Source organism: Sphingomonas sp. KC8 (genome assembly GCF_002151445.1).
In the GTDB taxonomy this organism is placed as follows: domain Bacteria; phylum Pseudomonadota; class Alphaproteobacteria; order Sphingomonadales; family Sphingomonadaceae; genus Sphingomonas_E.
Map to the genome: position 1 here is coordinate 1,896,085 of NZ_CP016306.1, position 23,279 is coordinate 1,919,363.

At 66.3% G+C, this 23,279-nt stretch carries 22 protein-coding genes; all 22 read right to left on the reverse strand.

From position 1 onward, the window contains the following. Window positions 1–101 precede the first annotated feature (101 nt). Window positions 102–353, reverse strand: a complete 252-nt coding sequence (locus tag KC8_RS08980) for a twin-arginine translocase TatA/TatE family subunit (RefSeq protein WP_010126977.1) — start codon at window positions 351–353, stop codon at window positions 102–104. A 26-nt stretch (window positions 354–379) separates the two neighbouring features. Continuing rightward, entirely contained in the window at window positions 380–958 is a 579-nt protein-coding gene (scpB, locus tag KC8_RS08985) for an SMC-Scp complex subunit ScpB (protein ID WP_010126976.1), read from the reverse strand. Then, entirely contained in the window at window positions 955–1,713 is a 759-nt protein-coding gene (locus KC8_RS08990) for a segregation and condensation protein A (protein WP_010126975.1), read from the reverse strand. Before KC8_RS08990 ends, scpB begins: the two co-directional genes overlap by 4 nt. A gap of 24 nt (window positions 1,714–1,737) precedes the next feature. Then, window positions 1,738–2,745 (reverse strand): beta-N-acetylhexosaminidase, encoded by a 1,008-nt coding sequence (nagZ, locus tag KC8_RS08995; RefSeq protein ID WP_010126974.1) that lies wholly within the window; start codon window positions 2,743–2,745, stop codon window positions 1,738–1,740. A gap of 42 nt (window positions 2,746–2,787) precedes the next feature. Next, window positions 2,788–3,591, reverse strand: a complete 804-nt coding sequence (locus KC8_RS09000) for an SPOR domain-containing protein (RefSeq protein WP_010126972.1) — start codon at window positions 3,589–3,591, stop codon at window positions 2,788–2,790. Beyond that, window positions 3,591–5,321 carry an arginine--tRNA ligase gene (gene argS / locus KC8_RS09005; RefSeq protein ID WP_010126971.1) on the reverse strand — a complete coding sequence of 577 codons (1,731 nt, stop codon included), beginning with the start codon at window positions 5,319–5,321 and terminating at the stop codon, window positions 3,591–3,593. The genes KC8_RS09000 and argS overlap by 1 nt, the downstream gene beginning before the upstream one ends. Before the next feature lie 77 nt (window positions 5,322–5,398). After that, window positions 5,399–6,565, reverse strand: coding sequence for a deoxyguanosinetriphosphate triphosphohydrolase (locus KC8_RS09010; protein WP_010126970.1), 1,167 nt, complete (start codon window positions 6,563–6,565; stop codon window positions 5,399–5,401). A 62-nt stretch (window positions 6,566–6,627) separates the two neighbouring features. Next, entirely contained in the window at window positions 6,628–7,944 is a 1,317-nt protein-coding gene (locus tag KC8_RS09015) for an SPOR domain-containing protein (RefSeq protein ID WP_010126969.1), read from the reverse strand. Further along, a complete protein-coding gene (locus tag KC8_RS09020; RefSeq protein WP_029624740.1) occupies window positions 7,919–8,266 on the reverse strand; it encodes a hypothetical protein in 348 nt (115 codons plus the stop codon). The genes KC8_RS09015 and KC8_RS09020 overlap by 26 nt, the downstream gene beginning before the upstream one ends. A 186-nt stretch (window positions 8,267–8,452) precedes the next feature. Beyond that, window positions 8,453–9,925 (reverse strand): cell division protein FtsZ, encoded by a 1,473-nt coding sequence (gene ftsZ, locus KC8_RS09025; RefSeq protein WP_010126967.1) that lies wholly within the window; start codon window positions 9,923–9,925, stop codon window positions 8,453–8,455. Window positions 9,926–10,043: 118 nt separating this feature from the next. Further along, complete coding sequence (ftsA, locus tag KC8_RS09030) at window positions 10,044–11,309, reverse strand: cell division protein FtsA (RefSeq protein ID WP_010126965.1); 1,266 nt, start codon at window positions 11,307–11,309, stop codon at window positions 10,044–10,046. Between the two features lie 31 nt (window positions 11,310–11,340). Further along, a complete protein-coding gene (locus KC8_RS09035; RefSeq protein ID WP_010126964.1) occupies window positions 11,341–12,312 on the reverse strand; it encodes a cell division protein FtsQ/DivIB in 972 nt (323 codons plus the stop codon). Beyond that, window positions 12,309–13,232: a D-alanine--D-alanine ligase gene (locus KC8_RS09040; RefSeq protein WP_010126963.1), complete on the reverse strand. Its 924-nt coding sequence runs from the start codon at window positions 13,230–13,232 to the stop codon at window positions 12,309–12,311. The genes KC8_RS09035 and KC8_RS09040 overlap by 4 nt, the downstream gene beginning before the upstream one ends. Further along, window positions 13,229–14,110 carry a UDP-N-acetylmuramate dehydrogenase gene (murB, locus tag KC8_RS09045; RefSeq protein WP_086495680.1) on the reverse strand — a complete coding sequence of 294 codons (882 nt, stop codon included), beginning with the start codon at window positions 14,108–14,110 and terminating at the stop codon, window positions 13,229–13,231. The genes KC8_RS09040 and murB overlap by 4 nt, the downstream gene beginning before the upstream one ends. A 32-nt stretch (window positions 14,111–14,142) precedes the next feature. Then, window positions 14,143–14,334: a hypothetical protein gene (locus KC8_RS09050; protein WP_037496157.1), complete on the reverse strand. Its 192-nt coding sequence runs from the start codon at window positions 14,332–14,334 to the stop codon at window positions 14,143–14,145. After that, a complete protein-coding gene (gene murC / locus KC8_RS09055) occupies window positions 14,334–15,749 on the reverse strand; it encodes a UDP-N-acetylmuramate--L-alanine ligase (protein WP_010125591.1) in 1,416 nt (471 codons plus the stop codon). Before murC ends, KC8_RS09050 begins: the two co-directional genes overlap by 1 nt. Beyond that, window positions 15,746–16,915 (reverse strand): undecaprenyldiphospho-muramoylpentapeptide beta-N-acetylglucosaminyltransferase, encoded by a 1,170-nt coding sequence (gene murG / locus KC8_RS09060; protein ID WP_010125590.1) that lies wholly within the window; start codon window positions 16,913–16,915, stop codon window positions 15,746–15,748. Before murG ends, murC begins: the two co-directional genes overlap by 4 nt. Window positions 16,916–16,943: 28 nt before the next feature. After that, the gene (locus KC8_RS09065; protein ID WP_010125588.1) at window positions 16,944–18,128 is read right to left on the reverse strand and encodes an FtsW/RodA/SpoVE family cell cycle protein; all 1,185 of its coding nucleotides are present in this window, start codon (window positions 18,126–18,128) and stop codon (window positions 16,944–16,946) included. Continuing rightward, entirely contained in the window at window positions 18,125–19,408 is a 1,284-nt protein-coding gene (gene murD, locus KC8_RS09070) for a UDP-N-acetylmuramoyl-L-alanine--D-glutamate ligase (RefSeq protein WP_010125586.1), read from the reverse strand. Before murD ends, KC8_RS09065 begins: the two co-directional genes overlap by 4 nt. After that, window positions 19,405–20,475: a phospho-N-acetylmuramoyl-pentapeptide-transferase gene (gene mraY, locus KC8_RS09075; protein ID WP_010125585.1), complete on the reverse strand. Its 1,071-nt coding sequence runs from the start codon at window positions 20,473–20,475 to the stop codon at window positions 19,405–19,407. The genes murD and mraY overlap by 4 nt, the downstream gene beginning before the upstream one ends. Further along, the gene (locus tag KC8_RS09080; protein WP_029624547.1) at window positions 20,463–21,866 is read right to left on the reverse strand and encodes a UDP-N-acetylmuramoyl-tripeptide--D-alanyl-D-alanine ligase; all 1,404 of its coding nucleotides are present in this window, start codon (window positions 21,864–21,866) and stop codon (window positions 20,463–20,465) included. The genes mraY and KC8_RS09080 overlap by 13 nt, the downstream gene beginning before the upstream one ends. Then, the gene (locus KC8_RS09085; protein ID WP_010125580.1) at window positions 21,863–23,278 is read right to left on the reverse strand and encodes a UDP-N-acetylmuramoyl-L-alanyl-D-glutamate--2,6-diaminopimelate ligase; all 1,416 of its coding nucleotides are present in this window, start codon (window positions 23,276–23,278) and stop codon (window positions 21,863–21,865) included. The genes KC8_RS09080 and KC8_RS09085 overlap by 4 nt, the downstream gene beginning before the upstream one ends. Between the last annotated feature and the right edge of the window lies 1 nt (window position 23,279).

The following is a 23,279-nucleotide window of genomic DNA, read 5'->3' on the forward strand; positions in this document are numbered from 1 at the left end:
GACACGGAAAGCCGGATCGGAAAGCGGCCGATCGTCACCCCGCCAGAACGGGAATCCACCCGCTTTCCGGCGACACCCGATGTGCAGGCCGGGTGGGCGGCTTATTGGGCCGGCCGGTCATCCTGCATCGGCTGAAGGTTGCGATCGGGGTTCGGTTCGATCGGCTGCTGTGCCTGCAGGCGCGGCGCGGGCGCGGCGGGCTTCGCCGCTTCATCGTCCTCGGCCATGCCCTTCTTGAAGCTTTTGATGCCCTTGGCAACGTCGCCCATCATGTCGGAAAAGCGCCCCTTGCCGAACAGCAGGAGCACGATGACCCCGACGACGAGCCAATGCCAGATACTGAGGCCACCCATGAATTTTCTCCCGGTAAGCCTCTTATCTAGGCGTCCGTATCGCTGCTTTCCACCTCTAGCTGCGCAAACGCAAGATCGACAGGATCAAGCAGCCCGGCGGCCTTCAAATCGTCGATCCCCGGCAGGTCGCGCCGGCTGGACAGGCCGAAATGCGCCAGGAACGCCGGGGTTGTCGCATAAATCAGCGGCCGGCCGGGCACTTCGCGGCGGCCGGCGGGGCGAATCCAGCCCGCTTCCATCAACACGTCGATCGTGCCTTTGGATATCTGAACACCGCGAATCGCCTCGATTTCGGCGCGGCTGACGGGTTCGTGATAGGCGATAATCGCCAGCGTCTCGACCCCCGCGCGGCTCAACCGTCGCGCGTCTTCGCGATCACGGCGCAGGATGTGCGCCATGTCGGGCGCCGTCTGGAAATGCCAGCGGCCGCCGCGTTCGACCAGGTTCACGCCCCGCCCGGCATAATCGTCGGCCAGCCGGCGCAGCGCCCCGCGCACATCGATCCCTTCGCCCACCGCCGTTGCGATTTCAGCCATGCTCATCGGCGCTTCGGCGGCGAACAGGGCCGCTTCGACGGCGCGGGCGGAATCGTCCGGCGGGTTCATGCCGCGCGAATCATCAAGGGGGCGAACGGCCCGGCCTGATCGAGTTCGGCCTTGCCCAGCCGCGCCAGTTCGAGCGCGGCGACAAAGCTGGAGGCGAGCGCCGAGCGGCGATATTCGGGGTCCAGCCCATCGGGCAGGAAACTTTCGAGCACCGCCCATTCGATCCGCACGCCGATCAGCCGTTCCACCCGGCGCATCGCTTCGTCCAACGTCATCACCGGCCGGCGCGACACGACGTGAAACACGGGTTCGGCGCGGGCCCGGATCGCGCCATAAGCCGCAATCAGATCATAAAGTTCAACCTGCCACGCGGCGCGGCGAACGACCTTCAAGCCTTCGGGCGCGCCGCGCATGAACACGTCGCGGCCCAGCCGATCGCGACCCATCAGCCGCGCGCCGGCCTCACGCATCGCATCCAGCCGCTGGAGACGCAGTTGCAGCCTGAGCGCCAGCTCTTCCGGGCTGGGATCGATCGCCGGGTCCTTGGGCAGCAGCAGCCCCGATTTCAGATAAGCCAGCCACGCCGCCATCACCAGATAATCGGCCGCCAGTTCCAGTTTCAGTGCCTTGGCGTCGTCGATGAAGGCCAGATATTGCTCGACCAGCGCAAGGATCGAAATTTCGCGCAAATCCACCTTCTGCGACCGCGCCAAGGTCAGCAGCAGATCGAGCGGCCCTTCCCACCCGTCGATCGCCAAGGTCAGCGTGTCGGGCGCGTCGAGCGGAAGTTCGAAATCATCCATGACGTCGAGCATGGCGACAGGCTAGCACGGAAACGTTCAGGCGTAAGCCAAGAGCGCATCCCGCCTGGCCACCAGATCCGCGAACGCGATCGCCGGTGCCCGCCCAGCCACCGTTGCCATCGCGCGATCGAGGCGCGCGCGCGCCGCATCCCCGATCGGGCCGACGGCCCCTGCAATCGCCACCATTTCGGCCATGTCGCCCGAACAATGGAGCGCGATATCGCACCCGGCCTTGAGCACGCCCGCCGCACGTTCGCCAAAATCACCGGTCAGCGCGTGCATCCCCAGATCATCGGACATCAGCAACCCGTCGAAGCCGATCCGGCCGCGGATCACATCGCCGATCACCCTTGCTGACAGGCTGGCGCATTCGTCCGCGTCCCACGCGGTATAGACGACATGCGCGGTCATCCCCATCGGCGCACCGGCGAGCGCGATGAACGGCGCCAGATCGCGTTCCAGTTCCGTTTCGCCTGCGGTGACGACTGGCAGTTCGACATGGCTGTCGGCCATCGCCCGGCCATGACCCGGAATATGCTTGACGACGCCGACGACACCGGCCGCCTGCATCCCTTCGATCACCGCGCGGCCCAGCGCCGCCACGCGCAGCGGTTCGGCCCCCAGCGCGCGATCGCCGATGATGTCGTGCGCGTCGGGCTGACGCACGTCGAGCAGCGGCAGGCAGTTGACGTTGATGCCCGCGTCGAACAGCATCGTCGCGATCGCCTGCGCATTGGCGCGCGCCGCTTCGATCGCGGAGGCGGGTGCCACATCATAAAGCCGGTCGAACAGTTCGGCCCTGGGAAAGGCCGGCCACACCGGCGGCTGCATCCGGGCGACCCGGCCGCCTTCCTGATCGATCAGGATCGGCACATCCGCCCGGCCCGCCACCTCGCGCAAGCCATCGGTCAACGCGCGCAACTGTTCGGCCGTTTCCACATTGCGGCGGAACAGGATGAACCCGGCGGGATCAACATCGGCGAAGAACGCGCGCTCATCCGCGCTGAGTTCTGGCCCGGTCAGGCCAAGGATAAGCGGGGTCATGGCATTGCTACTTTCGATCCGCAGGGGACGAGGCTTGGCGGATCAAACCGCGTTGCAGGGCTTGTTCGCCGCCTTCAGCGCCTTGCACGCCTCGCGCGCGCCGATCCCGCTGGCACGCAGGCGATACAGCGTCTTGCCGCCGACTTCGACCGTGGTGATCGAGCGACTGAGCTTGCCCAATTCGGGGAATTTGGCCGCCAGCTTGCTCCATTCGCCTGTCGCGATGCTTTCCGAATTGAATGCCCCCAACTGGATCGTGCCACCGGCCATCGCGGTCTGCGCGCGGGTTTCCGGCAACAGATTGGCCGGCGCGCCGGCCGGCTTGGCCGGGGCTGCCTTTTCCGGAGCCGGCTTGGCCGCAACGGGGGCAGGCTTGGCCGCAGGTTTGGCCGCGGGCGTCGTGCTCGCCTGTGCGCCCTGCGATGGCGGCAGCGGAACCGTGCGAACCGGCGCCACATCGATTCCCGCCGACACGCCCGCTACGGGCACTTCCGGGCGAACATTCGGATTGATGACCGACTCGACGGTCTGCCCCTCACTCGCGGCATAGGCCGCATCGCCTTCGCCGGCGACCGCCATGCCATTGGCGGCGGCGCCTTCGGCCGGCACCTTGTAATCGCCTTCGGGCGCGGTGATCAGTTCGCCCGATCCGGCCGGCTTGTTGCGTTCGCGCATCCAGAACACGCCACCGACGACGAGACCAATGAACACCAAGGCCGCGATCACCGCCGCGATCAGCTTGCTCGCGCCGACGCCGCCATGATCATCTTCATCCTCGACCGCTTCGAGCCACGGCAGCCGATCCTCGTCGGCAAGGCCAAAACGCCCCCGTTCCGCATCCGTCATCAATGCATCTCCTCGGCAGCGGCAACGCCCATCACCGCCAGGCCGTTACGAATAACCTGCCCGATCGCGTCGGCAAGGGCCAGACGCGCCGACGTGGTTTCCGGGTCATCCGCCAGCAAAAAGCGCCGGGACGGATCATCATTGCCGCGATTCCACAGCGCGTGGAAGCTGGCGGCGAGATCGTAGAGATAGAAAGCGATGCGATGCGGCTCGTGATTCGCGGCCGCCGCCTCGACGATGCGCGGGAATTGCGCTGCGAATTTCACCAGACCCAGTTCTTCGGCATCGAGCTTCGTCAGGTCCGCCGGAACGGTGAGCGTGATGCCTTCTTCGGCGGCCTTGCGGTGGACCGAACGGATCCGGGCATGCGCATACTGCACATAGAAAACCGGATTATCCTTCGACGCTTCGACCACCTTGGCGAAATCGAAGTCCATCTGCGCATCGGCCTTGCGGGTCAGCATGGTGAACCGCACCACATCCTTGCCCACTTCGCGCACGACATCGGCCAATGTCACAAAGCTGCCCGAACGCTTGGACATCTTTACCGGTTCGCCACCGCGCAACAGCCGCACCATCTGGACAAGCTTGATATCGAGCGGAACCTTGCCACCCGTCAGCGCCTTCACCGCCGCCTGGATGCGCTTGACGGTGCCAGCATGGTCCGCGCCCCAGATGTTGATCAGTTGATCGGCAGTCTGCGCCTTCTGGTAATGATATGCGAGGTCGTTGCCGAAATAGGTGTAGCTGCCATCGGCCTTGCGCACCGGCCGGTCGCTGTCGTCGCCGAAGTTCGTCGCGCGGAACAGCGTCATTTCAACGGGTTCCCAATCATCGGGTACTTCGCCCTTGGGCGCTTCGAGCACGCCTTCATAGACGAGGCCCTCGGCGCGCAACTGATCGAGCGCGGCGACGACCTTGCCGTCGGCCTGCACCTTCGCTTCGGATGCGAACACGTCGTGATGGATGCCGAGCAGCGCCAGATCGGCGCGGATCAGGTCCATCATCGCCGCAACCGTCTTTTCGCGGAACAGCACCAGCCATTCGCTGTCGGGCGCCGTCGCATAGGTGTCGCCGAACTCGGCGGCCAGCATCGCACCGATCGGCACCAGATAATCGCCGGGGTAGAAACCCTCGGGGATCGTGATCCCCTGTTCGCCCAGCGCCTGCCGATAGCGCAGATGCGCCGAACGGGCGAGCGTCTCCACCTGGCTGCCGGCATCGTTGATATAATATTCGCGGGTCACATCATGGCCGGCATATTCCAGCAGGCTGGCCAGCGCATCGCCGACCACAGCCCCCCGGCAATGCCCCATGTGCATCGGCCCGGTCGGGTTGGCAGAAACATATTCGACATTGACCCGCTGGCCGGCACCCATCTTCGACCGGCCATAATCCGCGCCATCGGCCAGGATCGTGGTCAGTTCGTCGCGCCAGGTGCCATCGGTCAGCCGCACGTTGATGAAGCCGGGGCCGGCCATTTCGGCGGATGCGATTTCGGGCAGGCGCGCCAGCTTGGGTGCGATCAGCGCCGCCAGTTCGCGCGGGTTCTTGCCGGCGGTCTTGGCCAGCACCATCGCCGCGTTGGTCGCAAGATCGCCATGCGAAGGATCGCGCGGCGGTTCGACCGTCACATTCTTGCGATCCAGCCCCGCCGGCAGATCGCCCGCAGCGGCGAGGTCGTCGAGAATCTGGCCGATGCGATCGGCGAAACGGGCGTAAAGGGTCACAGGCACATCCGGCAACAAAGGAAACCGCGCGCCCTTAGCGGAAAAAGCGCCTCCCCGTCCACCTCGCGGACCAGAGTCTACAGGCCGTCGGGCATCTCCACCGGCCCCACCACCTCGCGATGGCGGGCAACCGCATACCGATCCGTCATCCCGGCGATGAAATCGGCGATGTGTCGCGTGCGTGCGGGTTCGGCATCGGGCAGCGTTTCGCGCCAGTGCACCGGCAGCAAGGCGGGGTCGGCACGATAGGCCGCCGCCAGCGCGGCCACGATCCGCCCGGCTTTTTCCGCCACGTCGAGCTGGCTGGGATGATGATAGAGCCTGGCATACATGAAGCGTTTGAAACTGCGTTCGGCCTCCGCCATTTCCGGCGAAAAGCCGACGATCGTGCGGCCGGCGGCGCGCACCGCTTCCACGCTGTCCGGCCGCAGATCAGCCAGCCTGGCGCGCGTCGTCGCCAGCAGATCCGTCACCATCCGGCCAATCTGTTCGCGCACCAGTTCGGCCACCAGCCGGGGGCCGGATATGGCGGGATGCCGCGCCGTCACCGCCGCCCAGCCCGGCGCCACCAACGGCTGGGCCACCACCTCGTCCAGATCGATCAACCCCGCGCGCAGGCCATCGTCGATATCGTGATTGTCATACGCGATGTCGTCGGCCAGCGCCGCGATCTGCGCCTCCAGCGAGGCATGGCTCCCCAGATCGAGCGGAAATTCGGCATCCGTCTCGATCATCGCCCAGGTCGGGTTCGTGATCGGGCCATTATGCTTGGCCAGCCCCTCCAGCGTCTCCCATGACAGATTCAGCCCATCCCAGTTGGGATAGGGCGTTTCCAGCCGGGTCAGCACGCGCAGGGTATGGGCATTGTGATCGAACCCGCCGGCATCCGCCGTCGCGGCCTTCAGCGCATCTTCGCCCGAATGGCCGAACGGCGGGTGGCCGATATCGTGGGCAAGGCACAGCGCCTCGGTCAGATCCTCATTCAGATCGAGCGCACGGGCGATGGTGCGGCCGATCTGCGCCACTTCCAGGCTGTGCGTCAGGCGCACGCGAAAATGATCGCCATCGGGGGCGACGAACACCTGCGTCTTGTGGCGCAGGCGGCGGAACGCGATCGAATGGATGATCCGGTCGCGATCGCGCTGGAACGCATCGCGCGGCCCGCGTGTCTCACCCCCGGCTTCGGCATGAAGACGCCCGCGTGAACGGGCGGGATCGGCGGCATAAGGGGCAAGGCGGCGCATGGCGCGTCCTTGCCGGGTGCCGCCCGCCAAGTCCAGCCGCGCTGCCCCGCCATGGCCCGCGATTATTTACCCGTCGCCAGTTTCTCGACCGGGACGCCCGCGCGCGACGTGAATTGCAGCGTCGACATGCCCGCCTTGGCGAGTTGGTTGACGAAAGCCTGCGCTTCCTCATCCGTCTTGAACGGGCCGACAAGTAGCCGGTTCGACGCCCGCCATGACGACACCCACGGCGACCGGCCGTTGAAGAATTTGGGCTTATCCGCCTTCAGCTTGGCCCAAACCTTGGGCAGATCCGCCTTGTTCTTGCCGGATGCCACCTGCACCCAGAACCGTTCGGGTGCTGCGGCCTTCGCCTTGGCCTCTTCTTTTTCCTTTGCCTTGGCTGCGGCGTCGGCCTTCAGTTTGGCATCGGCTTTCGCCTTGGCTTCCGCCTTCAATTTCGCATCGGCCTTGGCTTTCGCGTCCGCCTTCAGCTTGGCGGCGGCCTCCAGCTTCGCCTTGGCGGCGGCATCCGCTTTGGCCTTGGCTGCCGCGTCGGCCCTGGCCTTGGCGTCGGCCTGCGCCCTGGCCTTGGCGGCCACGATCGCGGGATCGGCCACGGCCAGTTCGGCCTTGGGATCAGCCAGCGCCGCCATCCGGGTCGGCGGTGCGGCCGGTGTCTTCGCGTCGTCGTCGTCGGCCTTGGGCGGGGATGGGCGGACGGGCGATGCCGGTGCCTTGGCCTTCGTCAGCGCCGGAACAGGCGCCCCGTTCGCGGCCCCCGGCCTGCGCCGTTCGGCCCTGTCGGCGGTTTCGGTGCGGCCGGCGCTTGTGCCCAGCGGCGCGCCAGCGGGGATCAGCGGCGCATCGGCCCGTGATGCCGGCCGCTGCTGGCCCGGCGGCGTCGCCAGCACCGCATCGGCGAACATTTCCGCTTCGCTATATCGCCGCCCGGTCGATGGCAGCCGGCCGAAATGGACCGCAAGCGCCTTTTGCGTCGGCTTCAATTCGCCCAGCCGGCCAAAAAACTGGCCCATGGCGGCCGCCTGTTCGGGCGGCATCGCACTGTTTGCCACGCGCTGCGCACCCGTTCGATCGCCCGTCAACGCCAGCACGAACGCCCGGATCCGCGTCGCCGATCGATCCCCCTTGCGCACCAGCGGGTCCAGCATCGTCAGCGCGCCCTGCCGATCCCCCGATATCGCCATCGACAGCGCGAGACGGCCGGTGATTTCCGGATCATCGCTACGGCGCAGCGCCAGCGAATAATCCTGCTGCGCATGGCGGTTATCCCCGCGCAGATCATAAGCCAGGCCGCGATCGCCGGCGATCTCCGCTTCGGGCACGCCCAGCGCAACCGCTTCGTCGAACAATTTAAGCGCGGCGCGCGGCTGTTCCATCTGCACCAGCGCGCTGGCCAGCCCCGCCTTGATCCGCCCGTTGCGCGGCGCGATATCCTCGGCCCGCGCGAAAAAAGCCCAGCGCGGCGGACGGATCGCCGACCAGCAGGGCCGCCCGGCCCGCCCCCGTCAACGACGCCAGATCGCGCGGGTTGGCAGCCAGCATCCGCACATAACGGCCCAGGGATTCGGCCGGATCGCCCGGTGAAATCAGGTTGGACGCATCCTGCGCGACTGCGGGAGACAGGGGCGTGGCGGCGATCAGCGCGAACGGCGCGGCGCGGATCAGCAGGCCGGCGATGGGCGGGAAACGGAATGACATGGCTGTCCCGGTATAGAGGGCGCGCGGGACCACATCGCAAGTCCTGGATGGTGGCATCGCGCCAATCCGGTTGCGCCGGACGACAAGGCGGGGCGACGGCCGCGACCGTGCGGAACGGCCGGGGGCATGAAAACGCCCCGGCAATCAGCCACCCGCATGGGCAGCGATCGCCGGGGCGAACGGGGCTTACTGGTTGTTCTGACGGTTCAGAAAGCGCGGCACATCAGCGCCGCGTGCATCATCCTCAACCTGCGCCTTGGCCGCGCCGCGCGCGATGTTGGACATCCGTTCGAACAGCGTAGCACCTTCGCGGGCCGATTTCTGCGGGGCCACCGCTTCGGGCGCCGGCGCAAGCCAGGGGCGGTTGCCGCTGGCATCGGCACTATCGGCAAGGTCGCCGCGCGGCGGCAGCGGATTGCCCGTCACCGGCGGCGTCAGCGTGTCGTTGAGCAGCAGTTCATCGACCGGGGGCGCCACGATATCGCTGCTCGTCAGGTCGAGCGCGTCGACGACCGGCGGTTCGAGCACGATTTCCGGCTGGGCGACAACCGGCGCAGGTGCGGGTGCTGCCGGCGCCGCCGCGACGGGGGCCGGAGCAGCCACAGGCGCGGGTGCCGCAGCCTGTGGGGCCGGTTCAGCCTTGCGCGCGGCCGGGAAGGTGAACAGCTTGGCCGGTTCTGGCTGGGTGCTCGCTTCGGCTTCGATCCCGGTGGCGACCACCGACACGCGGATCTTGCCTTCCAGATCGTTGTTGAACGCCGAACCCCAGATGATGTTGGCATCCGGATCGACCAGTTCGCGAATGTGGTTCGCGGCTTCGTCGACTTCCATCAGGCGCATGTCTTCGCCGCCGGTGATCGAAATGATCACGCCCTTGGCGCCCTTCATCGACACGCCATCCAGCAGCGGGTTGGCGATCGCCTTTTCAGCGGCCTCGATCGCGCGGTTGTCGCCGCCCGCCTCGCCGGTGCCCATCATCGCCTTGCCCATTTCGCCCATCACCGAACGGACGTCGGCGAAATCGAGGTTGATGAGGCCGGGCATGACCATCAGGTCGGTGATGCTGCGCACGCCCTGCTGGAGCACTTCGTCGGCCATGACGAACGCTTCCTTGAAGGTCGTGTTCGGGTTGGCGACCAGGAACAGGTTCTGGTTCGGGATGACGATCAGTGTGTCGACATGCTTTTGCAGTTCTTCGATGCCCGCCTCGGCCGATTTGGCGCGGCGATTGCCTTCGAAGCTGAACGGCTTGGTGACGACGCCGACCGTGAGGATACCCTTGTCGCGCGCGAGCTTGGCGATCACCGGCGCGGCCCCGGTGCCCGTGCCCCCGCCCATGCCGGCGGTGATGAAGCACATGTGCGCGCCGTTGAGCGCGGCTTCGATCTGTTCAAGCGCTTCTTCGGCTGCGGCACGGCCGATTTCGGGGCGAGCGCCTGCGCCCAGCCCTTGTGTGATCTTGAGACCGAGCTGGATGCGCTGTTCGGCGGCCGACGCGTTGAGCGCCTGCGCGTCGGTGTTCGCGACGATGAAGTCCACGCCCAGCACATCGGAACCGATCATGTTGGCGATCGCATTGCCGCCAGCACCCCCCACCCCGATCACGCTGATCCGGGGCCGCAATTCGTCAACTTCCGGACGCATGAACTCGATCGTCATAATAAGAACTCCGCTATGCCGCGCGCGCTCGACGCGCCCCCCGAGATAGAATCTAGCATCACCCGATTCGTCGACGCACGCAAAAAGTTAAGGCAAGTGTGAAATGATGGTTAATTTCTCAATAGCCATTCCGAAAAGCAGCAATCATCCGCTGGAACATCCCGCTACCGCTGACACGATGAACCGTCTGTGTCGTCGGCGCGATCGCCCGCAAATCGAGCGGATCTGACGCCGCATAATGGATCAGGCCGGCCAGCGTCGCAAAGGCCGGGCCGCTATGCGCCTCGGGCAGCCCGGCAAGGCCACGCGGCCGCCCGACACGCACCGACTGGCCGAGCAGGCCCTGCGCATAATCGGCAATGCCTTTCATCTCCGCACCGCCGCCCGTCAGCACGATCTGACGGCTGACCGGACCGGTGAAACCCAATGCTTTCAACGTCGTGCCGATCTCACCCATCCAGCGTTCCAGTTGCTGGCGAATGATGGCGATCAGCTGCGCGCGAGTGATCCGCATCGGATCCGCACCATCCTGCGCGCCCGCCACCGGCACGATATCGATCATGTCGTGATTGTCGCGTGGGCTGGTCATCGCCGATCCGTAGAAGGTCTTCAACCGCTCCGCGTCGAACCGACGGGTGCCGAACGCCGAGGCGATATTGTCGGTGATATCGGCCGCCCCCATCGGCAAGGATGCAAGGCCCACGAGCATCCCGCCGGCGAACAGTGATACATTGGTGACACCCGCGCCCATTTCGACGAGCGCCACCCCCAGATCGCGTTCCTCGTCCGAAAGACAGGCCATTCCGGCCGCGATCGGCGAGGCGACGATCGATTTCACCGCCAGATGCGCCGAACGGACGCACAGATCGACGTTGCGCACCGGCGATGCTTCGGCCGCGACGACGTGGATGTCGACGCCCAGGCGATCGCAATGCAGGCCCAGCGGCGTCTTCGTGCCCTTCAGTCCATCAAGGGTGTAGAGCGTCGGCTGCGCGTGGAGCACCATGCGGCCCTCGGGGTCGATCGCATTGCGCCCGGCGTTCAGCAGTGCATCGATATCGGTCTGTTCGATGCGATGCCCGCCCAGATCGACCTCGACCGCCGCCAGGTTGCTGACGAGGCCGCCCGCCGAAAAGCTCACCCACACCTCGTCGATGTTGGTGCGCGCGATGCGTTCGGCCTGCTCCACCGCCTCGCGGATCGCGGCTTCGGTGCGCTCCATGTCGGCGACATAGCCGTGGCGCACGCCCTTGCTTTCGCGCTGGCCGGTGCCAAGCACCTGGATCTCGCCGCCCCCTTCGGGGATTTCGGCAATCAGCGCGCAGACCTTCGATGAACCGATGTCCAGCGCGGTGATCAGATTTTCGCTGCGAACCTGCGCCATGTGTTCCTACCCCTCGAAAATTCAGTCCCCGTCAGATGCTCCGTGCGTCGCGCGCGACGGGTGGTTCGTCTTCCTCCCCCTCGCGCTCGACAGCATGACGCGGGGTCGCGTTCGCCGGCCCCGCCACCGGCTTTGCCGCCGGCCGCACGATGATCCGGCCGGGATTGCGCATGTCGAACCGCAGCATCCCCTGCCCCAGCAATCGCATATTGCCGTCGCGTTCACCAAATTCGGCCAGCGCCGTGCGGGCCGCGCCCTCGCCTTCGGGCAGCGACAGGGTTTCGCCCGAACGAAACCGGATATCCCAGCGCCGATCGCCGATCCAGCTTGCCCCGTCCAGCATCGGCTTCAGCTGCGGCGACGCCTGCAACAGCCGATCGAGTGCCGCCACCTGATAATTGGCGTTGGGACCGATCAGGATGGGCAGATCGGGCAGCGGCGTGCCGGTCAACCGCAACTGTTCGATCACCCGGCCATCGGCGTCGATCAAATGCAGCCGCTGACGGTGCTGCCAGATCGCCGCCGGATCGCGTTCGACGATATCGATCACCAGCGTATCGGGCAGGCGACGCGAAACGCGGGCATCCTTCACCCACCCCTGCTGGAGCAGCCGGCCCCGGATCGCCGACAGATCGACCAGCGGCATCGCCAGTTCCTGCGCGGAAAAGGCCGCGTCCTCCACCGGCGCGCGATCCATCCGGTCGATCCCGGTAATCTCCACCTTCTTCACGGCGAAACCGGCCTTGCCGATCCCTTCGCCGATTTCGATGCCGATCATCTGCGGCAGGCGCATCGCCATTACCCCGGCAACGATCCCGCCAAGGACAAGCGCCACCAGCCCATAATTGGCCGCGCGCCGCGCAATGGCGGCAACAGGCGGCGACAACGTGAACAGCGGGGCGCTGGCCGATTTCTTCGGCCGCCCCTTTACCGGCACGCGCTTGCGCGGCTGGGCGCCACGCCGAATACGTGCCCGATCGTCACGGTCGCCGCCGCGGCTCATAGGGCATCCTCCACGATCCGCTGCACCAGATCGGCATAGCCAAGGCCGATATAGCGCGCCTGTTCGGGCACCAAGCTCAAGGGCGTCATACCCGGCTGGGTGTTCACTTCCAGCAGATAGAGGCCAGCTTCACCCTGTTCGTCATCCCAGCGGAAATCGGACCGCGACGTGCCCTTGCACCCCAGCAACTGATGCGCCTTCAGCGCCATCGCCTTGGCGGCTTCGGCAATATCATCGGGGATTTCAGCCGGGCAGACGTGGACGGTCAGGCCATCGGTATATTTGGCGTCATAATCGTAAAAGCCGCTTTTGGGGCACAATTCGGTCACCGCCAGCGCCCGATCGCCCAGCACCGCCACCGTCAATTCGCGGCCCCGGATGAACGGTTCGGCCAGCAACTGATCGAAATGCTGCCACGGCCCTTCGCTGTCGCGCGCAATCGGGTTGCCGTACTTGCCATCGGCCGTGACGATGGCGACGCCGACCGACGATCCTTCGTTGATCGGTTTCAGCACATATGGGCGCGGCAGCGGATCGCTAGCATACAGGCTGTCGGATTGTACGACCACGCCGGCCGGCATCCGCACGCCATGCGGCACCAGTTCATGCTTGGTCAGTTGCTTGTCGATCGCGATCACCGATGTCGCAAGGCCGCTATGGGTATATTTCAGCCCCATGATATCGAGCAGGCCCTGAATGGTGCCGTCTTCGCCGGGCGTGCCGTGGAGCGCGTTGAACACCACGTCGGGCTTTGCGTCATGCAGGCGCTGAGCGACATCGCGGCCCATATCGATCCGCGTGACCTGGTGGCCAAGCGATTCCAGCGCGTCGGCGACGCCCTTGCCGGACGTCAAAGACACGTCGCGTTCGGACGACCAACCGCCCATCAACACCGCGACATGCAGGGGCTTCACACTCACTTCGCCACTCCTACACGCTGGATTTCCCATTCCAGCGTCACGCCGGAATGCGCCTTCACCCTGGTCCGCACCTCCTCGCCCAGCGCCTCGATATCGGCGGACGACGCCGCCCCAAGGTTCAGCAGGAAGTTGCAATGCTTTTCCGAAACCTGCGCGTCACCGCGGCGCAGGCCCCGGCAACCGGCGGCATCCACCAGCGCCCAGGCTTTGTGGCCTATTGGGTTCTTGAAGGTCGATCCACCCGTTTTGGACCGCAGCGGCTGCGATGCCTCGCGCTCGGCCGCGATCCGGTCCATCTCGCGCTGGATGGCTTCCGGTTCGTCCGGATGTCCCCGGAAGGTGGCGGACACGACGATCGCGCCGTCCGGCAATTCGGAATGACGATAGGTGTAGCCAAGGTCGGCGAGCGCCAGCGTCCGGCGCTCGCCCGATCGCAGTACGATGTCGCACTCGACGAGGATGTCCTTCACCTCACGGCCATAAGCGCCGCCGTTCATACGCACGAACCCGCCGACCGTGCCGGGGATCGAGCGCAGAAATTCCACCCCGCCAATCCCCGCATCGCGCGCGGACGAAGAAACGAGGATACCGCTCGCCCCGCCGCCGCAGCGCAGGGTGGTCGGATCCAGCCGCTCGACCCTGGCGAACGCCTTGCCCAGCCGCACCACCACGCCCGGCACGCCGCCGTCGCGCACGATCATGTTCGATCCAAGGCCCAGCCCCATCACCGGCACCGCCGGATCGAGATCGGCCAGGAACGCCGCCAGATCGTCCACATCCTTCGGCTCGAACAGCCATTCGGCGCTGCCACCGCTCTTGAACCAGACGAGCGGCGCGAGCGGCGCGCCCGGCGTCAGCTTGCCACGCACCGCCGGCATCCCGTCCACCGTGGGGGATGGGAGCGGATTGTTCATTTGATCCCCCATAAGCGGAACCAGCTTTGCCACGCCTTCACACCCGCGTCGGTCGCATACGCTGCCGCCTGATGGGTCGCGGGCGCGTCAAGGCCGACGTCGACCGCCTTGGCCGCCACATCGATCTGCGCGCGCTGCAATTTCAGCATTTCCTCCTGAAAATCGATCCAGGCGGTGAAGGGTTCCATCAGCCGGCCACCTTGCGCGCCGCCGATATGCCATCGGCCAGCCCCGCCGCCCATTTGGTGATGTCGCCGGCGCCCAGACAGATGATCATGTCGCTCGGTTCGGCTACTCGCGCCATTTCGGTCGCCAGCGCCGCCGCATCGGCAATCTCGAACGCCGCCCGATGCCCGCGTGTCTTGAGACCCTTCACCAGCGCGGCCGCGTCAACACCCTCCATCGGCGCTTCGCCAGCCGCATAAACCGGCGCGACATAGACGATGTCGGCATCGTTGAAGGCGGACTGGAACTCATCCATCAGATCATGCAGGCGCGTGAAGCGGTGCGGCTGGACCACCGCGATCACCCGGCCCTGGGCGCCTTCGCGCGCAGCGGACAGCACCGCGCGGATTTCCACAGGATGATGGCCATAATCGTCGATCACGGTGATGCCATCGACGTCGCCGACCTTGGTGAAGCGGCGCTTGACCCCGCCAAACTTCGAAAAGCCGGTCTGGATCACATCGTCGGGGATGCCCATTTCGATCGCCACGCCGATCGCGGCGAGCGCGTTCTGCACATTGTGGCGGCCGGGCATCGGCAGTTCGATCCCTTCGATCGAACGGGTCGTGCCGTCGCGCTCGCGGATGATCGTTTCAAACCGGTTGCCGCCGGGGATCGGGGTGACGTTGACGCCGCGCACATCGGCCTGCGCCGAAAAGCCGTAGGTGACGACGCGGCGATCGCGCACGCGCGGGATCACCGCCTGCACTTCGGGATGATCGAGGCACAAAAGCGCCGCACCATAGAAAGGCACATTCTCGACGAACTCGACGAACGCATCCTTCACCGCATCGAACGAACCATAATGGTCGAGATGTTCGGGATCGATATTGGTGACGACCGCGATCGTGCCGTCCAGCCGCAGGAAGCTGCCGTCGCTCTCGTCGGCTTCAACCACCATCCAGTCCGACGCGCCCAGCCGGGCGTTCGATCCGTAGCTGTTGATGATCCCGCCATTGATCACCGTCGGGTCGACCCCGCCGGCATCGAGCAGCGCCGCCACCATCGACGTCGTCGTCGTCTTGCCGTGCGTACCCGCAATCGCGACCGTGGATTTCAGGCGCATCAGTTCGGCCAGCATTTCGGCCCGGCGCACCACGGGGATGCGGCGTTCCAGCGCCAGTTCGACTTCGGGATTGCCGCGCTTGATCGCGGTGGAGGTGACGACCACCGCCGCATCGCCCAGATTTTCCGCCTTGTGGCCGATCGAAACGGCGATGCCGCGCTTGCGCAGCCCTTCGACGACATAGCCTTCGGCCACGTCCGAACCCTGCACCTTATAGCCCAGATTGTGCATCACTTCGGCGATGCCGGACATGCCGATGCCGCCGATGCCGATGAAATGGATGGTGCCGATATCCTTGGCGACGCCCTTCACGCAAATGCCTCCCGGCCGCCCAGTGACGGCAAGTCTTCCGCCGGCTTGACCGGCAATGGTTCCATGATCGGTGTACGGCCGAGACTTTCGACCAAATCGGCAAGCGATGCCGCCGCATCCGGCCGGCCGCAGCCCCAGGCCCGTTTCGCCGCATTCTGCAACGATCCCGGCTCCAGTGCCAGCTTCTGCATCTGCTTGGCCAGTTCGACGGCGGTGAAGCGGCGCTGCTGGATCGCGCGCGCGCCGCCCGCTTCGTGCAGTTCGGCGGCATTGGCGGTCTGATGATCGTCGGTCGCCGACGGCAACGGGATCAGGATCGCCGGGCGCCCCGCAACCGTCAGCTCGGCGATCGTCGATGCCCCCGCCCGCGCGATCACCAGATGCGCCCAGGCCAGCCGATCGGGCATGTCGGGCATATAGGTCGCCAGATCGGCCGGAATGCCAAGGGCGGCATAACGCGCGCGGACGTCCTCGATATCCTCGGGTCGGCATTGCTGCGTCACCTGCAGGCGGCGGCGGAAATTGAGCGGCAGCAGCCCCAGCCCTTCCGGCACGACCTGCGACAGCACGGTCGCCCCCTGGCTGCCGCCGGTGACGAGCACCCGGAACACCCCATCCTCGGTCAATGGCGGGAACGGCTGGTCGCGCAGCGCGCGCACTTCTTCGCGCACCGGATTGCCGACCAGATGGGTCTTGCCTTCATGGCGCGGCGCCAGCCGCTGGACGACCGGATAGGCGGTCGCGATCGCATCCACCTTGCGCGCCAGCAACCGGTTGACCCGGCCCAGCACGGCATTCTGTTCGTGGATCGCGGTGGGGATGCCATCCTTGAACGCCGCCAGCATCGCCGGCAGCGCGGGATAGCCGCCAAAGCCGACCACGGCCGACGGCTCGAACGCCTCGTACAGCCGCCGCGCCATATCGCGCCCGGCCAGGATTGATCGGCCCGCGCGCATCCAGCCCACTGGCCCGCCGGCCATGCGGCCCGCCGGCAGGATATGGGTCTGCGCGCCCTGGAACAGGCCGGGAATCTTCGCGCCGCGTTCATCGGTGACGAGCGCCACCCGATGCCCGCGCCCGATCAGCTCGGCCGCCAGCGCGTGCGCCGGCATCATGTGGCCACCGGTGCCGCCGGCGGCGAGGACGAAATGGCGGGTGACGCTCATTGGCCTTCGTTTCCTGTCCGCTTGCGCATCATTTGCCGCTCCATGTCACCACATAAGGCGATCGCCGCAGGAACGGATTGCGCTTGGTGAAGGCGAGGAGCAAGCCGAAGCCCATCGACACGGCCAGCAGCGACGATCCGCCATAGCTGATGAACGGCAGGGTCATCCCCTTCGATGGCACAAGCTGGACGTTGACCGCCATGTTGATCACCGCCTGCAAGCCGAACTGAATGGCGAGGCCGGCGGACGCGAGGATGATGAAATGATCGTCCTCGTCGAGCAATTTCAGGAATACGCGCACCATGATCGCCAGATAGATAAGGGCGATGGCCAGACAGGAGATCAGGCCGAACTCCTCCCCGATCACCGAGAAGATATAATCATTATGCGCTTCGGGCAGCCGGAATTTCTGGATGCCGCCACCGGGGCCAAGGCCGACAAGGCCGCCATTGGTGATCGTCGCATAGCCGACATCGACATGGTAGGTGTCGCCGCTGCCGGTCAGGAACTCGATCACGCGATCGCGCCCGTTCTGGTAAAACACGAACGCCAGCGCCAGCAGGCCGACACCCGCGCCGCCCAGCATCAGCAAAAAGCGCAGTTGCACGCCGGAAATGACGAGCAACGCGGCCCACACCGCGCAGAAGATCACGGTCTGGCCGAAATCGGGCTGCTTCATCAGCAGGGCCGCGATCAGCGCCACCAGCGCGCCGGTCAGCGGCACCATCGGCAGTCCCTTGTCCTGCTGGCGCAGCGACAGCATCCACGCGATCGCGACGACGAAGAAGGGTTTTAGAAATTCGGACGGCTGGAACCGCACCGGATCAACACCCAGCCAGCGCACCGCGCCGTTCACCTCGGTCCCGATCAGCGGCACCAGCATCAGCAGGACGGTGAAGCACACAGCCCCGCCGATCGACAGGCGCCGCGCCACATTCTGCGGCAGCATGGAAACGCCGATCATCACCGGCAGGCCAAGCCCCACCCAGACGAGCTGGCGCCAGAAATAATGGAGCGCGGGCACATGATCCTTGGCCGCCGCCGACGGCGACGCCGCCGCCACCGCGATCAGCCCGGCGCCGATCAGCATCGCCACCAAGAGCAGCAATACGCGGTCGATTTCCCAGAACCATGTCGCATACCAGCTGCGATCGGCCCGGCCGAGCCGCACCACCTGGGCCGGTTTCTGGCGATAGACCGTCGATCCCGTCATGCCAGCGCCTCTACCGCCGCGCGGAACGCATCGCCCCGCGCTTCGAAATCGCGGAACTGATCGAACGACGCGCAGGCCGGCGACAGCATCACGACGTCGCCGGGCTTGGCCGCGGCCGCCGCATCGCGCACCGCCTGATCGAGCGTTCCGCTCTCCGTCACCGGCTTGCCCGCGTCGCGCAGGATCCGCGCGAACATCGGGCCGGCATCGCCGATCACATAGGCGGCGACGACATGAGCATAATGTGGTGCGCAGGCATCCAGTTCGTCGGTCTTGGGCAGGCCGCCCAATATCCAGTGGATCTTCGGATAAGCGGCCAGCGCCGGCGCGGTCGACGTCGCGTTGGTTGCCTTGCTGTCGTTGACGAACAGCACGCCACCCTTTTCCGCCACCCGTTCCATGCGGTGCGGCAGGCCGGGATAGGTACGCAGGCCCTGTTCGATGGCGGCTTCACCCACCCCCAGCGCGCGCGCAACGGCGGTTGCGACCGCCACATTCTGCGCGTTGTGCGGCCCCTGCAACGCCGGCCATGCCGCCTGGTCGCCGATAACGACGTCCGAAATGAACTGGATCATCGGGTCTTCGGCGTCATCCAGTACGCGATGCGCCATCTCGGCGGCATAATCGACCACCGCGACGCGGCCCGGCCCTTGCATCGCAAACAGACGCGCCTTGGATGCGGCGTAACCTTCGAACCCGTCATAACGATCGAGATGATCGGGCGTGATGTTCAGCAGCACCGCGACATCGCAATCGAGGCTGTAGGTCAGATCGATCTGATAGCTCGACAGTTCGAGCACATAGACACCACCTTCCGGCAGCGGATCGCGCGACAGGATCGGCAGGCCGATATTACCGCCCATCAACGCGGGCACGCCTGCGGTATCGAGGATGTGGCGCACCAGCGCCGTCGTCGTCGATTTGCCGTTGGTGCCGGTGATGCCGACCACCTTGTGCGCGGGCAGCGATGCCCGCGCCTGTGCGAACAACTCCACGTCACCGATCAGCGGCACGCCGGCGGCTTCCGCCTTGGTGCGGATCGGATGGCGGATGATCGGCACGCCCGGCGATACGATCACCCCGTCAAAGCCGGCCAGGTCGATCGCCAGCGGATCGGCGAGCGTCGCCCGCCCTGCCACCTTGGCGCGTGCCTCGTCCCTGTCATCCCACGCGACGACGTCCGCGCCGCTTTCCAGCAACGCATCAACCGTCGCCAGCCCCGATCGCGCGAGGCCGAGGACGGCGTATTTCTTGCCGGCAAAGGCGGGGCTGGTGATCATCTGAGCTTCAGCGTCGCAAGGCCGGCCAGCGCCAGCACGAAGGAAATGATCCAGAAGCGGATCACGACGGTCGGTTCAGACCAGCCAAGCTGTTCGAAATGGTGGTGGATCGGCGCCATCCTGAACACGCGCTTGCCGGTGCGCTTGTAATAATAAACCTGGATGATCACCGACACGGCTTCGAGCACGAACAAGCCGCCGACGATCGCCAGCACGATTTCATGATGCGTCACCACCGCCAGCGCGCCCAACGCGCCGCCAAGGGCCAGGCTGCCGGTATCGCCCATGAACACCGCCGCCGGGGGCGCGTTGAACCACAGGAAGGCAAGGCCCGCGCCAATGATCGCGGCGGTCAGGATGATCAGGTCGCCAGCACCCGGCACATGCGGAATGCCCAGATAGGTCGCGAATTTCACGTTGCCGACCAGATAGGCGATCACGAAGAAGGCAAGGCTGGCGATGATCACCGGCATCGTCGCCAGCCCGTCCAGCCCGTCCGTCAGGTTCACGGCATTGCCTGCCCCCACGATCACGAAGGCTGCGAACAGGATATAGGCCGGGCCGAGATCGATCACCGCGCCGTTGTAGAAGGGCACGTAAAGTTCGGTGCCGTTGCCCGAAACGATCAGCCAGCTGGCGATCCCCGCGATGAGGAATTCGGCGGCCAGCCGCGTCTTGCCCGAAACGCCCTTGTGGCTACGCTTCTTCACCTTGTCATAATCGTCGAGGAACCCGATCACGCCGAAGCCGACGGTGACGAACAGGCATGCCCAGACATAGCGGTTGGACAGGTCCATCCACAGCAGCATCGAAATCGCAATCGCGATCAGGATCATCAGCCCGCCCATCGTCGGCGTGCCGACCTTGGCAAGGTGGGTCTTGGGGCCATCGCTGCGAATCGGCTGGCCCTTGCCCTGCCGCACACGCAGCCAGCCGATGAACTTCGGCCCGATGATCAGGCCGATGACCAGCGCGGTGATGGCCGCCGCACCCGCGCGGAAGGTAAGGTAACGGATAAGATTCAGTCCGCCCGGAAATCCGAGCTGATCGGCGATCAGATAGAGCATGGCTTGTTCCCGGCGGCCACCGCCCCCGAGCCGAGATGCTCGACAAGACGGGCGAGTCCGATGGCGTTGGACCCTTTAATCAGCACCGCATCGCCGGCTTCGATGAGGTCATCGATGCGCGCAAGGGCGGCCGCGGCGTCGGGCACATGCGCGAAATCCACGCGGCCCTCAAGCTCATTCGCGAGCGCCGCCATCTCGGGGCCGACCAGCAGGGCGAAATCGACGTTCGCCTGCGCCAGCGGCTGCGCCAGCGCGGCGTGATAAACGGGTGACTTCTCACCCAGTTCGCGCATGTCGCCCAGCACCACGATCCGCCGACCGGCTTTTTCCTCGCCCAAAAGCGCGATCGTCGCCGCCATCGACGCGGGGTTCGCATTATAGCTTTCGTCGATCACCAGCGCATCGCCGTCGCGTACCCGTGCCGTCACCCGCCGGCCACGCCCGGCGAGTCCCGCCATGTCGGCCAGCGCAAGCCCGGCCGCCGCCAGATCGCCGTCGACGGCGTGGACGGCGGCGATCACCGCCATCGCATTAGCCACCCAATGATCCCCCGGCGGGGCGAGTGAAAAGGTCAGTTCGGCCCCCGGCAGGGTGGCGGCGATCAGCGTGCCGCGATGGCCGCGCACCGCTTCGCGCGCGCGGATGTCCGCGCCTTCGCCGCGCCCGAATGTCCAGATACGGCCAGCATATGGCCTGGCGGCGGCGATCAGCCGGTCGCGATGCGGGCTATCGAACGGGATGATCGCGGTGCCGCCCGGCTCCAGCCCCTGGAAAATTTCCCCCTTGGCATCGGCGATCGCCTCCTCGCTGGCGAAGAAGGCGCTGTGCGCCGGCGCGATCGTGGTGACGACGGCGACGTGCGGGCGGACCAGCCGGGTCAGCGCCGCCAGTTCGCCCGCCGCACTCATCCCCATTTCGAATACGCCGTACCGGGTATCGGCCGGCATCCGCGCCAGGCTGAGCGGCACCCCGACATGGTTGTTGTAGCTTTTTAGCGAACGGTGCGCAGCGCCCGGCGCCGCCCGATCGAAGGCGGCGAACAACGCTTCCTTGGTGCCCGTCTTGCCCACCGATCCGGTGACGCCGATGATCTTGGCGTTGGTCCGCGCGCGGCTCGCAGCCCCCAGCGCATCCAGCGCGGCGACGGTATCGGCGACCCGCACATGCGGGCCATTGACGGCGTCGCTGACGATCGCGCCTGCGGCCCCCGCCGCAAACGCCCCGTCGACGAAGCGGTGCCCATCGGTCGCCTCGCCCTTCAGCGCGACGAACAGATCGCCCGGCCCCACTTCGCGGGAATCGAACGCGACGCCATGGGCGGCGAAATCCCCGAACACCTCGCCATCGGTGGCCGATGCGATGTCGAATGCGGTCCACAGTGGCGCGGTCATGCTGCGCACTCGCGGGCGACGGCCACATCGTCGAACGGCAACACCTGATCGCCCACGATCTGGCCCTGTTCATGGCCCTTGCCCGCGATCAGGACGATATCGTCCGCGCCCGCCGCGGCAATCGCCGCCGCAATCGCCTCGCGCCGGCCGCCAATCTCGATCGCGCCGGGCGCACCCGCCAGCACATCGCGGCGGATCGTGGCGGGGTCCTCGCTGCGCGGATTATCGTCGGTCACGATCACATGATCGGACAGGCGCACCGCCACCGCCCCCATCTGCGGGCGCTTGCCCGTATCGCGATCGCCGCCAGCCCCGAACACCGTGATCAGCCGGCCTTTGGCATGGGGCTTCAGCGCGTCGATCGCGGCCTCCAGCCCATCGGGGGTGTGGGCGTAATCGACATAGACGGGTGCGCCCGTCCGCGTGATCACCGCACGCTCCAGCCGTCCGCGCACCGGCTGCACGCGTTCCAGCGCCGCAAGCGTCATCGTCAATTTTCCACCCGTCGCCAGCACAAGCCCCAGCGCCGTCAGCGCATTGGCCGCCTGATAGGCACCAATCAACGGCAGCTTCACCGTGTGGCGCGCGCCATCGGCTTCCAGCACCAGGGTCTGCCCCAGATGCGTCGGCGTGCGTTCCACCAGCCGGACGGCAGCCCCCTTCGTGCCGACGTCGATGATGGTCAGGCCGCGTTCGCGCGCGATCTCGATCACGCGGGCCGACGCCGCATCGTCCGCCCACACCACCGCCGCGCCCTGGGCGTCCACCACTTCGGTGAACAGCCGCAGCTTGGCTTCGAGATAAGCCTCCATCGTGCCATGATAATCGAGGTGATCGCGGCTGAGATTGGTGAAGGCAGCCGCCCCGACCGGCAGTCCTTCGGTGCGGAATTGCGACAGGCCGTGGCTCGACGCCTCGAACGCGACATGGGTCACGCCCTCCCGGCGCAGCCCCGCGACATTCGACAGGAAAGTCGCCACGTCCGGCGTGGTCAGCCCGGTCGACACCTGATCATCGGCGGTGGTGACGCCCAGCGTGCCGATCGACGCCGCATGGTGCCCGGCCAGGCGCCACAATTGGCGGGTCAGTTCCACGGTCGATGTCTTGCCGTTGGTGCCCGTGACAGCAACCACGGTTTCGGGGAAGGGCGCGAAAAAACGGGCGGCCAGCCGCGCGAACGCCCGGCGGGGTTCGGCATCGGCGATGTGGATCGCGCCCACCACCGCCGCTTCGGGCCGGGCCACCACGGCAACGGCACCGGCGGCGATGGCGGCCGGGATGAAATCCTCGCCATTGAAGCGCGTGCCGGTGAACGCGCCGAACACCGTGCCGGGCGCAACCTTGCGATGGTCGATCGCGAACCCGGTCACCGTCCGGTCATCATCACTTCCCGTCAGCGCGCCGAGCCGCATC